The organism is Streptomyces sp. N50, assembly GCF_033335955.1.
Lineage (GTDB): Bacteria > Actinomycetota > Actinomycetes > Streptomycetales > Streptomycetaceae > Streptomyces.
The window spans coordinates 8,706,731-8,720,627 of the sequence record NZ_CP137549.1 but is presented as its reverse complement, the minus strand read 5'-3'; the positions used below and the strand labels follow the sequence as shown (position 1 = coordinate 8,720,627).

General features: G+C 71.4%; 14 protein-coding genes. 8 read left to right on the top strand and 6 right to left on the bottom strand.

Annotated features, from left to right (window positions below):
- Positions 1-2: 2 nt before the first annotated feature.
- Positions 3-767 (top strand): DUF4239 domain-containing protein, encoded by a 765-nt coding sequence (locus R2B38_RS38650; protein ID WP_318020461.1) that lies wholly within the window; start codon positions 3-5, stop codon positions 765-767.
- 222 nt (positions 768-989) lie between these two features.
- Positions 990-1,538: a hypothetical protein gene (locus R2B38_RS38645; protein WP_318020460.1), complete on the top strand. Its 549-nt coding sequence runs from the start codon at positions 990-992 to the stop codon at positions 1,536-1,538.
- Between the two features lie 94 nt (positions 1,539-1,632).
- On the opposite strand, the gene R2B38_RS38640 is transcribed toward R2B38_RS38645, so the two are convergent.
- Positions 1,633-2,139 (bottom strand): putative Ig domain-containing protein, encoded by a 507-nt coding sequence (locus R2B38_RS38640; RefSeq protein ID WP_318020459.1) that lies wholly within the window; start codon positions 2,137-2,139, stop codon positions 1,633-1,635.
- Positions 2,140-2,471: 332 nt separating this feature from the next.
- Between R2B38_RS38640 and R2B38_RS38635 the strand changes: the two genes are divergently transcribed.
- The gene (locus tag R2B38_RS38635) at positions 2,472-3,143 is read left to right on the top strand and encodes a class F sortase (protein ID WP_318020458.1); all 672 of its coding nucleotides are present in this window, start codon (positions 2,472-2,474) and stop codon (positions 3,141-3,143) included.
- Positions 3,144-3,188: 45 nt separating this feature from the next.
- On the opposite strand, the gene R2B38_RS38630 is transcribed toward R2B38_RS38635, so the two are convergent.
- Together R2B38_RS38630 and lysX are read right to left on the bottom strand one after the other, a co-directional pair.
- The gene (locus R2B38_RS38630) at positions 3,189-4,031 is read right to left on the bottom strand and encodes a polysaccharide deacetylase family protein (protein WP_318020457.1); all 843 of its coding nucleotides are present in this window, start codon (positions 4,029-4,031) and stop codon (positions 3,189-3,191) included.
- A 91-nt stretch (positions 4,032-4,122) separates the two neighbouring features.
- Positions 4,123-7,413, bottom strand: a complete 3,291-nt coding sequence (lysX, locus tag R2B38_RS38625; protein ID WP_318020456.1) for a bifunctional lysylphosphatidylglycerol synthetase/lysine--tRNA ligase LysX — start codon at positions 7,411-7,413, stop codon at positions 4,123-4,125.
- Positions 7,414-7,503: 90 nt separating this feature from the next.
- Here lysX and R2B38_RS38620 point away from each other — a divergent pair, with 90 nt between their 5' ends.
- On the top strand, positions 7,504-7,965 hold the full coding sequence (locus R2B38_RS38620; protein WP_033279042.1) for a universal stress protein: 462 nt from the start codon (positions 7,504-7,506) through the stop codon (positions 7,963-7,965).
- A 256-nt stretch (positions 7,966-8,221) separates the two neighbouring features.
- Here the strand turns inward: R2B38_RS38620 and R2B38_RS38615 are convergent, their stop codons facing one another.
- Positions 8,222-9,037, bottom strand: coding sequence for an alpha/beta hydrolase (locus R2B38_RS38615; protein WP_318020455.1), 816 nt, complete (start codon positions 9,035-9,037; stop codon positions 8,222-8,224).
- A 57-nt stretch (positions 9,038-9,094) separates the two neighbouring features.
- Between R2B38_RS38615 and R2B38_RS38610 the strand changes: the two genes are divergently transcribed.
- Entirely contained in the window at positions 9,095-9,580 is a 486-nt protein-coding gene (locus R2B38_RS38610; RefSeq protein ID WP_318020454.1) for a MarR family winged helix-turn-helix transcriptional regulator, read from the top strand.
- Positions 9,581-9,630: 50 nt separating this feature from the next.
- Here R2B38_RS38610 and R2B38_RS38605 read toward each other — a convergent pair whose 3' ends face one another.
- Positions 9,631-10,773: a CapA family protein gene (locus R2B38_RS38605; protein ID WP_318020453.1), complete on the bottom strand. Its 1,143-nt coding sequence runs from the start codon at positions 10,771-10,773 to the stop codon at positions 9,631-9,633.
- A gap of 223 nt (positions 10,774-10,996) precedes the next feature.
- On the opposite strand from R2B38_RS38605, the gene R2B38_RS38600 reads away from it, so the two are divergent.
- The 3 genes from R2B38_RS38600 to R2B38_RS38590 all read left to right on the top strand — a co-directional run bounded on the left by R2B38_RS38600 (position 10,997) and on the right by R2B38_RS38590 (position 13,009).
- Entirely contained in the window at positions 10,997-11,542 is a 546-nt protein-coding gene (locus tag R2B38_RS38600; RefSeq protein ID WP_033279046.1) for a sigma-70 family RNA polymerase sigma factor, read from the top strand.
- A gap of 156 nt (positions 11,543-11,698) precedes the next feature.
- Positions 11,699-12,220 carry a hypothetical protein gene (locus R2B38_RS38595; RefSeq protein WP_318020452.1) on the top strand — a complete coding sequence of 174 codons (522 nt, stop codon included), beginning with the start codon at positions 11,699-11,701 and terminating at the stop codon, positions 12,218-12,220.
- 138 nt (positions 12,221-12,358) lie between these two features.
- Entirely contained in the window at positions 12,359-13,009 is a 651-nt protein-coding gene (locus R2B38_RS38590; RefSeq protein WP_318020451.1) for a zf-HC2 domain-containing protein, read from the top strand.
- Here the strand turns inward: R2B38_RS38590 and R2B38_RS38585 are convergent.
- Entirely contained in the window at positions 12,996-13,817 is an 822-nt protein-coding gene (locus tag R2B38_RS38585) for a helix-turn-helix transcriptional regulator (RefSeq protein ID WP_318020450.1), read from the bottom strand. The two genes, R2B38_RS38590 and R2B38_RS38585, sit on opposite strands and share 14 nt — an antisense overlap.
- Between the last annotated feature and the right edge of the window lie 80 nt (positions 13,818-13,897).

The following is a 13,897-nucleotide window of genomic DNA, read 5'->3' as shown; positions in this document are numbered from 1 at the left end:
TCTTGTCGGAATGGCTTGTTCTCGTCCTCGCGATGGCGGCGGCCTGTGTCGTCGTCGTCATCGTCACCTTCCTGCGCGAACGCTCGGCGTCGGAGGACGAGGACCCCAGTGAGACCCCGGACGTCATCGAGTACATGACGATGTGGATCGGCGTGGTGTACGCCATCGTCCTGGGCCTCGCGATCGCCGGCGTCTGGGAGGCCCGCAGCGCCGCCCAGGACCACGTACAGGCGGAGGCACAGGCGCTGCACGAGATCTCGGAGCGGGTGCGGGCCTATCCCGCCGACGAACGCGACCGGATCCGGGCCGACGTCGACGCCTACGTCTCACAGGTCGTCAACGTCGAGTGGAAGACGATGGCGGACCACGAGAAGCTCACCCAGCGCGGCACCGACCTCCTGGACCGCATCCGTGCGGACGTCACGGACTACCAGCCGAAGACGGACTTCCAGGCACAGGCCTATCAGCCCCTCGTCGACCAGGTCGGCGCCCTGGACCAGGCGCGCAACGCCCGTCAGGACTCCACCGGGGCGACCATGCCGTCGGTGGTGTGGTTCGGGCTGCTCGCCGGAGCCGTGATCACCATCGGCATGGTCTTCGCGCTGCAGATCCGGCGTACGACACGGGAGCTGATCCTCGCCGGGCTGTTCTCGGCGCTGATCGCGTTCCTGCTCTTCCTGATCTGGGACTTCGACGCGCCGTACAGCCGCGGCATCACGGCCTCGGCGCAGCCGTTCCTGAACCTCTTCCCACACATCAAGGACTGACGGCCCCTCACCGGAGCCGGTCACCGGGGGACGTCCGCCACGCCGCGGGCGTCCCCCGGTCGCACGAACGGGGTCCCCTGTGCGGCCCACACGATTGCCCCATTCGCGCGACTGCGATCGCGGGAGCGCACACATGTTCCTAGCGTTTCGGTCATCGAGGTGCATTTACGGCGCAAGCGGAAAAGGTCCGCTGCTGCTCCTCGGGGACCCGGAGGAACCACCATGCGCGCGATACGCGTCGCTTCGGCCGCACTGCTGGGCATCAGCGCCCTCGCCCTGTCCGCGCCGGTCGCCGTCGCGAAGGGCGACGGCAACCACAACATCACGCCGTTCGGCTTCAGCGTCCTGCCCTCGACGATCGCGGCGGGCGGCCAGGTGACCCTGCAGCTCGACCGCGACCAGGGCGGCTGCAAGGGCTCCGCCACGGTCTCCTCCGGGGTCTTCGACACCGTCCGGATCTCGCCGGGGCAGTCCTCGGCGTCGGCGATGGTCGACTGGGACGCGCGGCCGGGGGCGGTGTACCAGGTGACGTTCACGTGTGACGGCGTGAGCGGCTCCACGGGTCTGACCATCGCCTCCGGCCGCACGAACAACAACATCCAGCCGCTCCAGCCGGCCCAGCAGATCCCCCGAGGGGTCCACGCCGGTGAGGGCGGCAGCATCGCCGGCTTCGACCTCAAGGAACTCGGCATCGGCGCGGCCCTCATCGCGGGCTCGGTGGGAGCGGCGTACCACTTCTCCCGCCGCCGCACCGGAGAGGACGGCGCCTGACCTCGGCACCACCCGCACAGGCCTTCGCCCCGGAACCCGCAAGGGTCCGGGGCGAAGGCCTGTCACATGCGCCTGAACTCCGAAGGGGAGGAGGTCAGATCCCGCGCTCGGTGCGGCGGCGCATCCAGAACACCCCGCCGGCCACGACGGCCGCGGCGACCAGGCCGCCGCCGATCGCCATGTCGGTCGGGGTCGCCCCGGCGCTGCTGCTGCCGCCGAGCCCGCCGCGGACACCGCCGATGACGGTGTAGGCGTCGTCACGGGTGAGCGAGGAGCCGTTGGAGCAGCGGACCGTGATGCTGTACGAGCCCGGGGTGGCCGACCGGCTGATCCTGGCGGTTCCGCTGGACGTCGTACCGGAGTTGCCGAGCAGGGACAGGTTGGCGGGGCGTTCGAACCCCGGTGAGGTCGCCATGGCGTTGCCGCCGCTGAAGCAGCCGTCGACCGTGACGGTGAGCTGTCCGCCGCGGGCGATCACGCTGGGCAGGGCGACGATGTTGCTGGGGCTGGCGCCCATGCCGTCCGCGACGGCCACCGGGGCGGCGAGCCCCAGGACGGCCACCGTGGCACCGGCGGCAGCCAGGGCACGAGTTGTACGCATGTCATCCTCCGCGGAAGGCGCCCCGGGACCCGTCCCCGGTCGATCGGCGAGAAAACGCCTCCCAGACGCACCCTCAGATGCCTTGCGCGCGCCCGCATTTCGAGAATGGTCCGTCCTGGTGAGAGGACACGCCGGAGGGAAAGCGCACAATCGGATATTGCCGCAGGTCACACACCGTCAGAAAATTCCTGTGCGTGCCAACTCGTATGGCGCACATAAGGATGCCCGGGCCACCCGTTCGCGCTTCCCCCGTCGCCGGTTCCGGCTTCGGCATTTAGCGTTCTCGTATGCGCGATTGACGTGGCGACGGCCGCGTCGAGAGGGGATGGCGAATGTCTGCGTCGGAGCTGTCCGAGCTTGCCGAAGAGGAGGAGCGGCAGAAGAAGCGCGCCCCGTGGGGAGTGATAGCGCTTGTTCTGCTGACCGGTCTCGCGCTCATTCGGAATGGTTCCGGGGAGTTCGACGTCGGGCCGCCGCAGCCGGCCTCCGCCGCGGCCGCGGACGCCCGGACCGGCCACACCACGTTCGGCAAGGTCCCGGCCCCGCTGCCGTACTCCGTCGCCGACCGGGTGCGGATCCCCTCCATCCGAGTCGACGCCCCGGTGATGCCGGTGGGCCTGGACGCGGACGGCTGGGTGGGCGCCCCGCCGCCGGAGGACCCGAACCTGGCGGGCTGGTTCACCGGCGCCGTCTCCCCCGGCGAAAAGGGCACGGCGGTCGTCGTCGGCCACGTCGACAACAAAATGGGCCCCGCCGTGTTCTACGGACTCGGGGCCCTCAAGAAGGGAAATCGCGTCGAGGTCGAGCGCAAGGACGGAAAGACCGCCGTGTTCGAGATCTACGGCATCGAGGTCTTCGAGAAGAAGGACTTCCCCGGCGACCGCGTCTACGCGTCCAAGGGAACTCCGGAACTCCGCGTCATCACCTGCGGCGGCGGTTTCTCCAAGCAGAACGGCTACGACGGGAACGTCGTCGTCTTCGCCCGCCTGGTCGAGGTCCGCTGAGCGTTCCCCGGCCGGGCGGGCGAAAGCCCGTCAGGTGGTGGTGCGTCAGGTGGTGGTCCGGCGGCGCGGCAGCGTCATGTGGTAGCCGGAGTCGAGCAGGTGCGGCAGGTATTCGCGCAGCGCCTTCACGCTCTGGGTCCGGTCGCCCCCGGCGTCGTGCGAGAGCACCACGACGCCGGGGGCGGCGCCGTCCTCGACCGCGTTGACGATGTGGCGGACGCCGGGGGTGTCCCAGTCGAGGGTGTCGACGGTCCACGCGAGGGGTTCCATGCCCAGCTCGGAGCCGAGCTGGAAGGCGGCCCGGTTCCAGGCGCCGTAGGGGGCGCGGAACCACTGGGGGCGTTCGCCGTAGGCGTCCTCGATGACGTCGCTGGTGCGTTCCATCTCCGAGCGGATCTGACGCCGGGTCATCTTGGTGAGCAGCGGGTGGGACCAGGTGTGGTTGCCGACGATGTGGCCCTCGTCGGACATGCGGGCGAGGATGTCCCGGTTCCAGTCGGCCATCTCGCCGCACACGAAGAACGTGGCGCGGACGTCGTACTCGGCGAGGGTGTCGAGGATGTGCGGGGTGTAGCGGGGGTCGGGTCCGTCGTCGAAGGTCAGGACCATGGTGTTGCCGCGTCCCGACATGCGCAGGAACGGCTCGTGCCGCACCGGGACACGGGCGGGGGCGGCGTGGGGTGCGCCGTATCCGGCCACGGGCTGGAGGCGGTAGGAGGAGGGCTTGCGTGCGAGGCGCGGCGGGGGCCCGGCTGCGGGGGCGGCGGCCCGGACCGGGGCGTCGTCCGAGAGTCCGGAGTACAGCAGACCGGCGGTGCCGGCCGCCCCGACGGCGGCGGCGCCGGCGAGCAGGGCCCGTCGGCGCGTGAGCGACTGATCCTTCTTCATGACTCATCAGTCGCCCGCGCGGGACCCGGCGCCCCACGGCAACACCGGTGCGGCGGCAGGAAAACACCCGCCCGGCCCAGTTCTCGCGCGCTCAGCGGCGCCGGACGAGGGGGAACGGCAGCGTCTCACGGATCGTCAGACCGGTGAGGAACATGACGAGTCGGTCGACGCCGATGCCCAGGCCGCCGGTGGGCGGCATCGCGTATTCGAGGGCGTCGAGGAAGTCCTCGTCGAGCTCCATCGCCTCGGGGTCTCCCCCGGCGGCGAGCAGCGACTGGGCGGTGAGGCGGCGGCGCTGCTCCACCGGGTCGGTCAGCTCGGAGTAGGCGGTGCCGAGTTCGGTCCCGAAGGCCACCAGGTCCCAGCGTTCGGCTAGCCGGGGGTCGGTGCGGTGCTGCCGGGTGAGCGGGGAGACGTCGGTCGGGAAGTCCTTGTAGAAGGTCGGCAGCCGGGTCGGTTCCTCCACCAGCCGTTCGTACATCTCCAGGACGACGTCCCCGCGCCCGTCGTCGGCGCCGTACGGCACACCCGCGCGGTCGCAGAGACGGTGCAGGCGGGCCAGTTCGGTGCCGGCCTCGATCTCCTCGCCGAGCGCCTCGGAGATCGCGCCGTGGACGGTCTTCACCGGCCAGGTACCGGAGATGTCGTACTCCTGGCCGTCCTTGCGGGCGACGGCGGAGCCGAAGGCCGCGACGGCCGCGCCCTGGATGAGTTCGCGGACGAGGTCGAGCATGACGTCGTAGTCCGCGTACGCCTGGTAGGCCTCCAGCATCGTGAACTCGGGGTTGTGCTTGTAGGAGACACCCTCGTTGCGGAAGGTGCGGCCCATCTCGAAGACCTTCTCCATGCCGCCGACGCAGAGCCGTTTCAGGTACAGCTCGGGGGCGATGCGCAGGTACAGGTCGAGGTCGTAGGCGTTGATGTGGGTGGTGAAGGGGCGGGCGTTGGCGCCGCCGTGGATCTGTTGCAGCATCGGGGTCTCCACCTCCAGGTACCCGCGCTCCAACAGGCCCTGGCGCAGGGCCTGTACGGCGGTGGAGCGGGCCCGGACGACATCCCGGGCCTCCGGGCTCGCGACGAGGTCGAGGTAACGCATGCGGACCTTGGCCTCGGGGTCGGTGAGGCCGCGGTGTTTGTCGGGCAGGGGGCGCAGGCACTTGCCGGTGAGCTGCCAGGAGGTGACGAAGACGGTGGGTTCGCCCTTGTCGCTGGTGCCCGCGCGGCCGGTCGCGGTGATGTGGTCGCCGATGTCGGTGTCCGTGACGAAGCGGTCGAGGCCGGGTCCCGACTCGGCGCGGGTCAGGGCTAGTTGGTGGTCGCCGGACCAGTCGCGCAGGGTGACGAAAACGATGCCGCCGAGGTCGCGCACGAGCATCACCCGCCCGGCGACGGTGACTTGGTCGCCCGTACGGACCTCGGCGAGCGTGTGGGTGCACTGCGGGACGCCGACCGGGTAGGGGTCGATACCGGCGGCGCGGAGGCGGTCGAGCTTGTGGTGCCGGACGCGGACCTGTTCGGGCAGGCCGCTGTCCTGGCCGCCGGTCTCACCCCCGTCAGCGAGGTCGAGCTCCGACAGCGGGGGCAGCCCTGCCGTGGTCGCGGGCCGCGGGCCGCTCTTCTGGTGCCCCTTTCCCCAGAGTTGGCGCAGCGACGGTACGGAGACGAAGCCCTCGGCGATGCCGGAGGCGAGGCTGATGCGGGCCAGGGAGGCGGTCTCGCCGTAGCAGATGAAGCGGGGGTACCACTCGGGGTGGTACTTGGCGTTGGAGCGGTAAAGGGCCTCCAGTTGCCACCACTTGGAGAAGAACAGGAGCAGGCGGCGCCACAGGCGGAGGACCGGGCCCGCGCCGATGCGGGCGCCCTCCTCGAAGGCCGAGCGGAAGACCGCGAAGTTGAGGGAGATGCGGTGGACGCCCAACTTCGGTGCGGCGGCGCAGAGTTCGGCGACCATGAACTCCATGACGCCGTTGGGGGCGGTGCGGTCGCGGCGCATCAGGTCGAGCGAGACGCCGTCGGTGCCCCAGGGGACGAGGGAGAGCAGGGCGAGCAACTTGCCGTCCTCGTCGAGTGCTTCGACCAGGAGGCAGTCGCCGTCGGCCGGGTCGCCGAGGCGGTCCAGGGCCATGGAGAAGCCGCGTTCGGTCTCGGTGTCGCGCCAGGCGTCGGCGCGGTCGACGACCTCCTCCATCTCCGTGTCGGTGAGGGTGGCGTGGCGGCGGATGCGGCAGGTGGCACCGGCGCGGCGGACCCTGCCGACGGCCTGGCGGGTGACGCGCATGTCGCGGCCGGCGAGGTCGAAGTCGGCGACGTGCAGGATGGCCTCGTCGCCGAGTTGCAGGGCGCCGAGTCCCGCGCGGGCAAAGGCCTTCGCCCCGTCCTCGGAGGCTCCCATCACGGCGGGGGCCCAGCCGTGGCGGCGGGCCAGGTCCAGCCAGGCGGCGATGGCGTGCGGCCAGGCCTCGCGGTCGCCGACCGGGTCGCCGCTGGCGAGGCAGACGCCGGCCTCGACGCGGTAGGTGACGGCGGCCTTTCCGCTGGGCGAGAAGACGACGGCCTTGTCGCGCCGGGTGGCGAAGTAGCCGAGGGAGTCGTGGCCGCCGTAGGTCTTCAGGAGGGCACGGATGCGGTCCTCCTCGTCGCCGTGCAGGGCGGCTTCGAGGCGCTGGGAGCGGAAGAGGACGGTGGCCGCGTTCAGGAGGGCGAGCGCGCCGAAGAGGCCGAGGAGGAAGTACAGGGCACGGGGCGGGCGTCCGTCGAAGGAGCGGCCGGAGACCAGGCCGCCGCAGACCCGGTCGGCGGCCCAGCCCAGGTGCTGGCTCTCGGGCAGGGTGCCGGGGAACAGGGAGACCAGTCCCCAGCCCGCGAGGATCGCGACGGCGAGCCCGACGAGAAGGACGGCGAGGGCTCGTCGTACGGCAGCGCGGCGGGAGGCTGCGTAGAACTGCCGGCGGGCCACGATCAGCAGGACCAGCAGCAGGGCGCACACGATGAGGGACGGGAGGGACTCGGCGTACAGGCCGAGGGCCACGCCCAGGACGTCCGTCAGGACCAGCAGGCCGAGGTAGACGACGACCAGCCACCAGGCGATCCTCTTGCGGGCCGCGGTCGCGGCGGCGAGCAGGAAGAGGAAGACGGCGTAGGCGAGGTTGGCGCTGACGGGGACGATCAGGAGGTCCAGGAAGCGGACCACGGGGCGCAGCACGCGGCGCAGCGGGGCGATGAAGGCGAGCAGGACGCAGAGCAGGCCGAGGGCGCCGAAGAAGGTCGCGAAGCCTTCGGGCACGCGGCTGAGGAACCCGTTGCCGGGCGGTCGTATCGGACCCTTGGCGTCTTTGGTGCCCTTGGTGTCCTTGGGTCCGGCGGCCTCCACCGTGGCAGTCATGGTTCCGACTGTAGGAACAGGGCGGGCGGCGCGCCCGTCGAGCGCTCCCGGGCGGGTTCAGGACCTGCGGGTTCCGATAGCCTCACGGCCGTGACGGAACAGCACTCAACTCAGTTCGAGCGGGGCACGGACGGGCCCAAGGTGATCGTGGCCGGAGTCGACGGCTCCGACTCCTCCCTCCGGGCCGCGTCCTACGCCGCGGGCCTGGCCAGACGCCAGGGCGCACTGCTCGCCCTCGTCTACGTGCAGCCGGTGCTGGCGGCGGGCGCGGCCATGGGGGCACCGGTCGCCGACACCACCGACGAGATCGCCGAGAACCTCGTCGCCCAGATCCGCCACGAGACCGAGCGTGTGAAGGGGATATTCGACATCCGCTGGGAGTTCCACACGTTCCGCGGCGACCCCTACGGCGGCCTGGTCAAGGCGGCCGACGAACTCAAGGCCGACGCGGTCATCGTGGGCGCCTCGGAGCAGGCGGGGCACCGGATCATCGGCTCGGTGGCGGTGCGGTTGGTGAAGGCGGGGCGGTGGCCGGTGACGGTGGTGCCGTAGCCTCCGGCGGTTGGGCGGGGGTCGGTGCGGGGCGTGGCGCCGCCGGTGGGAGTGGGGTGCCGGCCTGGTGGTGTTGCCGTGGCCGGTGGGGGTGGAGCGGTGGCTGGGCACTGACTCCCTGGCCGTCGGCGGTCGTGCCGCAGAGGGTGACGGTGGAGCGGTAGCCGGGCGGTAATGCCCTGACCGCCGGCGTCCGTGCCCCGTCGTCCCCGTGTCCGTCGACGGCCGCATCCGTTCGCCCCGTCGGTCCCCTTCCTCAGAGGGTGTCGAGAAAGTCCCTCAGGATCTCGTTGAAGCGGTCCGGATTCTCCATGTTCGGGTAGTGGCCGACGCCCTCGATCGTCACGGAGCGGCCGTTCGGGACCGTGTCGACGAAGCGGTTCGCCATGGCGAGGCTGTCGGGCCAGTCCAGGGCGCCGTGGATGGCCAGCACCGGGACGTCCAGCTTCGGGACTCGGGGCCACGGGTCGCCCAAGGGGACGTACCAGTCCTTCTCGCCCGGTGTGTGCTTGGCGATCGTGTGGGCGGTCAGTTCGCGCAGGCGCCGGATGACGGACGGGTCGACGTCGTCCACCGTGCGGTGCGGGCCCGCCACTCCCTGGGCGAACAAGTCCAGCCAGCCCGCGATGTCGCCGGTGTTCAGGAGCTGCGCGCTCCGGGGCTGACGCTCCAGCAGTCGCGCGTCCTTGTACTCGAAGGCGCTGGTGCCGGCGCCCGAGACGACGACCGCGCGGGTCAGTTCGGGGTGCTCCAGCGCGGTGTCCGTGGCGACGGCCGCGCCCATGCACAGGCCGACCAGGACCGCGGGCCCCAGGTCGAGGTGGCGCAGGAGACCCGCCAGGTCGTCGGCCCAGCGGAACGGCGCGCTCGCGTTGGCCGAGAAGCCGTGGCCCCGGATGTCGGGCGCGATGACGCGGAAGTCGGCGGCCAGGGACGGTAGTTGATCGTCGAAGACCCGGTGGTCGGCGAAGCCGGAGTGGAGGAGGACCACGGGGTCGCCGGTGCCCACGTCGCGGTAGGCGAGGTCCCCGTCGGCAGATGCGAAGAAGCTCAGTTCCGAAGCAGCTGTCATGACAACCAAGGTGTCATCCTGGCCGGAGTTTGGCAACCCAGGTGTCATGATGAGGCCGTGAACGACTCCCCTTCCCCGGCACGCGTCCCCCTCTCCCCCGATGAACTCGGCCACCGCCTCACCGAGGTGTTCGACCTGGTGGGCCCGCTCTACCGGCGCGCGGCGCGCAAGGTCGAGCAGGCCGAACCGGTCGAGGGCGTGTCCGCGGGCGTGCGCGCCGTCCTGAACCTGCTGCGCCTGCACGGCCCCATGACGGTCCCTCAGATGGGCCGCGACCAGGCGCTGAGCCGGCAGTTCGTGCAGCGCATGGTCAACGACGCCGCCGCGCACGGCTGGGTCGAGAGCGTCCCGAACCCCGCGCACCAGCGGTCCTCCCTGATCCGGCTGACCGACACCGGCCGGTCGACCATCGCCGCCGTGCTGGGCCGCGAGCACTACTTGATGCGCCAGGTCGGCGGCGAGCTGACGGAGGCCGACGTCCGCGCGTGCGCCCGGGTGCTCACGCAGATGCTGGAGACCTTCGCGCACGTCGACGTCGACTGACCCCGCCCCCCTCCCCTACGTCCCCGGCCCCCTCCCCCACTTCTCCATCCCTACTTCCCCATCACCAGCCCGTCCTTCGCCGCGCCCCGGCTCAGCACCACCTCGCGGATGCGGTCGCGGTCGCCGGTCAGGTCGGCGCCCTGGCCGATCGCCTGGTTGACGTCGACGACCCGGCCCGCGTCGATGTCGAACAGCTGCGGGACGAACTCCGCCTTCGTCACCTCCCAGCGCCCTCCGTGCCGGGCGGGCGGCACGAAGGTGAAGCGGCCGAGGGTGCTCAGGTTGCCGCCGGGGTCCTGGGTGCCCGCGTTGTCGTACATCTCGCCGGTGATCTGATCGCCGAGCCCGTAGACCACCCAGGTGCCGTTCACCTTCTCGTACGGCTGCGGGGCATGGGCCTGGGTGCCGAGGATCAGGTCGATGTCGGGGCGGCCGCCGGTGCGAGCGGCGGTGAGTTCACCGGCCAGCGCGAGCTGTTGCGGGTCGGGCGTGTTCTGGCCGGCCGTGCCCCAGCGCAGGGAGACGACCACCACGTCGGCGCCCGCGCGACGGGCGGCCCGGGCGTCGGCGAGGACGCGGGCGGGGTCGAGGAGGTTGACGGACCAGGGCTCGGCCGGCGGGAGCGGGACGCCGTTCGTGTCGGCGGTGTAGGCGAGGTGGGCGACCTTCGCCGGACCGGCGCGCAGCAGGGTGACCGTCCGCGCCTCGGCGTCGGTGCGCGCCGTCCCCGCGTGCCGTACGCCCGCGCGGTCCAGGGTGTCGAGGGTGCGCTGGATGCCGGCGGCGCCCTCGTCGAGGCTGCGGTCGGACGCGGTGGAGCAGCTGTCGTAGCCGGTCGCGGCGAGACCTTGGGCCGCCTCGGGCGGGGAGGTGAGGGCGGCGGTGCCGATGGTGGAGTCGCCGTAGACGCTCTCGATGTGACACAGCGCCAGGTCGGCGCGGGAGACGAGGGGTTGGACCGCGGCGAGCATCGGGCGGAAGTCGTAGCCGGTGCCGCCGGCGTCGAAGCGGGCGCGGTCGACGACGGCGCTGTGCGGGAGGATGTCCCCGGCGGCGACGAGGGTGAAGCCGCGGGCGGCGGGGGGCGCCGGGCGGCCGGACGTCTTCGAGTCGTGGTGCTGGGCCTGGCAGGCGGCGGCCGCGGTGAGAACGGCGGCGACGGCGACGGCCACCTGCTGTCTGCGTGCGATCATCAATTCACCCCACTGTGGTCATATTTACCCACCAATAGGTATGAACTTCACCGGCCCCGCAAACGACTTCCGGCCCCTGATGACCCGTCCGGTGTGCGCGTGCGGCGGATCGCCGGGGAACGCGGACCGTTCGTCGCACCGTTCGTCGACGCGATCGACCGTCCGCCGCAAGCCCCTCGTGCGCCCCCTGTCCCCGGGCGGTCCCCTGCGATGCCATACGGCCATGACGGCCGGACCCACGCTCAGAGACGGAACGACCGCCGAGCACGAGCTCGCCGCACTGCAGCGCGAGCACGGCAGGCCGCTCTTCGCGCTGCTGCTCCGGCTCTGCGACGGCGACCGTCAGCGCGCCGAGGACCTCGTCCAGGAGACCCTCGTACGGGCCTGGCAGCACCCCGAGGCGCTGCGCGCCGACGCCTTCGAGTCCGTACGGCCCTGGCTGCTGACGGTGGGCCGGCGCCTCGCCATCGACGCGCGCCGGGCCCGGCAGGCGCGGCCGCCGGAGGTCGGGGACGCGGTGCTGGAGAACGCACGTGTCTGTGCCGATCACGCGGAACGGTCGGCGGCGACGCTCGATGTGCGGGAGGCTGTGAAGACACTCACTCCGGAGCACCGTGAAGTCCTGGTGCTGGTGTATTTCCACGGGGCGAGTGTGGCGGAGGCCGCGGCAGCCCTCGGTATTCCGCCCGGTACGGTGAAGTCCCGTGCGTACTACGCCCTGCGTGCCCTGCGCCGGGTGTTGCCGGGTTACGCGGCCGACCTGCGGTGAAACCAATCCATTGGTCAAACCTCCGTAAAGCGCCTTGCTCAGCACCCCTGTTGAGTAATCGGCTGTCCTCATCCGTGTTCCGGACTGGGGGGCTCGGGGTTCCTGACGGAGCCCCGGGCCGGGCGACGCGCACGCACCGGAGGAAGGCAGGAAGGGATGCTGCACAGAGGTCAAGAGAGCACGGACGGCACCGGTGGCGGTGAACTCACCGTCCCCATGGCGTGGTTGTACGCCGAGTACATCGCCGACGAGTTGCTGCGGACCGGCGACCTGATGCCGCCGACGTCCTTCGAGTTCCGCGCGGGTCGGGACGCGCTGGCGCTGACCATCTTCCTCTCCGACACGGACGGCGAGTTGTCCGGTATCCGAGTGGTGACCCAGTTGGAGACCTGGCTTTCGCTCACGGCGTACGACCAGCCCTGGCAGGACTGGGTCGCGGAACGTATGTCCAAGTTGACGGCCGAGGCCGCCGAATCCGGCGCCGACGCACCGGACCTGGCGCTCGCGGAGGCCGCCTGGCGCTGGCTGGAGGAGACCGAGCTGCTCGCGCCGGATCTGGACGCGGTGCCGGGGCCGGGAGGCGGTCCGGTGACCGGTGAGGACGACGGGCCGAAGGTCTGGACGCCCGCCTGGCAGCTGGGTCTGCCGCTCGGCCATCTCGCCATCCATCTTTTTTGAGATGGGACCAATCCGCGGGCCCGGCCGCTCCGAATCGTTACTCGGGATTCTGTGTGCCTTGAGTGATTCGACTGTCTGGTGCGTACCGATGGGAGCAAGGAGTAACCCCACCCGCACCTAACGGCACGAGGATTCGGCATGAGGTCCCTGGAAAGGCATCGCGACGTCGGCGCGTACGCGCTCGGCGTGCTGGACGAGGCGGACGCCTTCCGCTTCGAGGATCACCTCATGGAGTGCACCAGTTGCGCGGCTCATGTGACCGAATTCGGTCCCGCCTCACGGCAGTTGATGCTGTACCGGCGTGCGACGCCGCGCTCTGTGCACCCCATGGCACAACCCGGCCCACGCCTGCTGGACCGGCTGCTCGGCGAGGTGGCCTCACGGCACAAGGCCGGACGGCGGCGGTTTCTGTACGCCGTGGCCGCCTCGGTGGTGTTCGCCGTGGGCGGTCCCGCGCTGGCGACGCTCGCCGCGCACGGCGACGGTGCCGTGCAACTCACGGCGACCGACGCCAAGTCGGGCGTGTGGGCGCAGGTCACGGCCGCGAACGAGAACTACGGCAGTGATGTGTCCCTGAAGATCAAGGACGGTGCGGGCCCCCGGTCGTGTCGTCTCGTGGTCGTCGGCCGCGACGGTTCCGAGCAGACCGTGACCAGTTGGAACGTCCCCGCGCACGACGCGACGATGATCACGATGCAGGGTGGCGCGGCGATGCACCCCACCGACATCGACCACTACGACGTGCGGACGGCCGACGGACAGCAGCTCGTACGGCTCACCTCGCACTGAAGTCCCGCCCTGCGGCCGCCAGTTGCCGCAGGGCCCGGGCGGAGGGGGTCCCCGGGTCCGCGGTGACGAAGACGACCTGCTGGTCGTCGTGCGGGACGGTGAGCACGTCGCAGCTCACCCGCAGCGGGCCCGCCTGCGGATGGGTGAGGGTCTTGGTGCGGTGGCCGGGGGCGTGCACGGGCCCGGTCTCCCAGATCGCCCCGAACTCCTCGCTCCCGGCGCGCAGTTCGGCCAGCAGACGGGCGAGTCCCGGGTCGTACGGGTAGCGGTCGGCGGAGCGCCGCAGCCGGGACACCACGATGTGGCCGAACTCCTCGGCGCTGGAACTCTCCGGGGGCCGCCCCAGGAAGCGACGGCGCGCCAGGTTCGGCCGCGCGTCGAAATCACCCCCGAACACGGCACCCGCGAGCGGGTTCCAGGCGATGACGTCGTAGGTCGCGTCGGTGACGACGGCCGCCGTGTCCGGGATGCGGCACAGCAGGTCCGCCACATGTGGGCGGACGGTCCGTACCGGCGCGGCGAGCGGCGTCACCGGTGTCCCCGCCAGCCGGAACAGATGGGTCCGCTCGGCCGGGGTCAGCCGGAACACTCCGCCGAGGGCGTCCAGGATGCGGGGCGACGGGCGCGGCCCACGGCCCTGCTCAAGGCGGGCGTAGTAGTCGACGGACATGTGAGCCAGTTCGGCGACCTCTTCCCGCCGCAGCCCGAGGGTCCGCCGGGACGGTTCACCGGCCAGCCCCACATCGGCGGGCACCAGCGACTCCCGCCGCCCGCGCAGAAATCGGGCCAGCTCCTGTTTCCTGGTCACGGTGCCTCCGTCCGCCGGCCTTCCGACCGCTCTCCCGCTGCCTCTGCCCGCTCTCCGGCTGCCAGGGATCGGCTGTCCCT

Bases quoted from the DNA above. Each gene is read 5' to 3' on its own strand.
- R2B38_RS38590 (WP_318020451.1), top strand. From the start codon at position 12,359: ATGAGGTCCCTGGAAAGGCATCGCGACGTCGGCGCGTACGCGCTCGGC.
- R2B38_RS38640 (WP_318020459.1), bottom strand. From the start codon at position 2,139: ATGCGTACAACTCGTGCCCTGGCTGCCGCCGGTGCCACGGTGGCCGTC.
- R2B38_RS38600 (WP_033279046.1), top strand. From the start codon at position 10,997: ATGACGGCCGGACCCACGCTCAGAGACGGAACGACCGCCGAGCACGAG.
- R2B38_RS38595 (WP_318020452.1), top strand. From the start codon at position 11,699: ATGCTGCACAGAGGTCAAGAGAGCACGGACGGCACCGGTGGCGGTGAA.
- R2B38_RS38605 (WP_318020453.1), bottom strand. From the start codon at position 10,773: ATGATCGCACGCAGACAGCAGGTGGCCGTCGCCGTCGCCGCCGTTCTC.
- R2B38_RS38615 (WP_318020455.1), bottom strand. From the start codon at position 9,037: ATGACAGCTGCTTCGGAACTGAGCTTCTTCGCATCTGCCGACGGGGAC.
- R2B38_RS38635 (WP_318020458.1), top strand. From the start codon at position 2,472: ATGTCTGCGTCGGAGCTGTCCGAGCTTGCCGAAGAGGAGGAGCGGCAG.
- R2B38_RS38645 (WP_318020460.1), top strand. From the start codon at position 990: ATGCGCGCGATACGCGTCGCTTCGGCCGCACTGCTGGGCATCAGCGCC.
- R2B38_RS38630 (WP_318020457.1), bottom strand. From the start codon at position 4,031: ATGAAGAAGGATCAGTCGCTCACGCGCCGACGGGCCCTGCTCGCCGGC.
- lysX (WP_318020456.1), bottom strand. From the start codon at position 7,413: ATGACTGCCACGGTGGAGGCCGCCGGACCCAAGGACACCAAGGGCACC.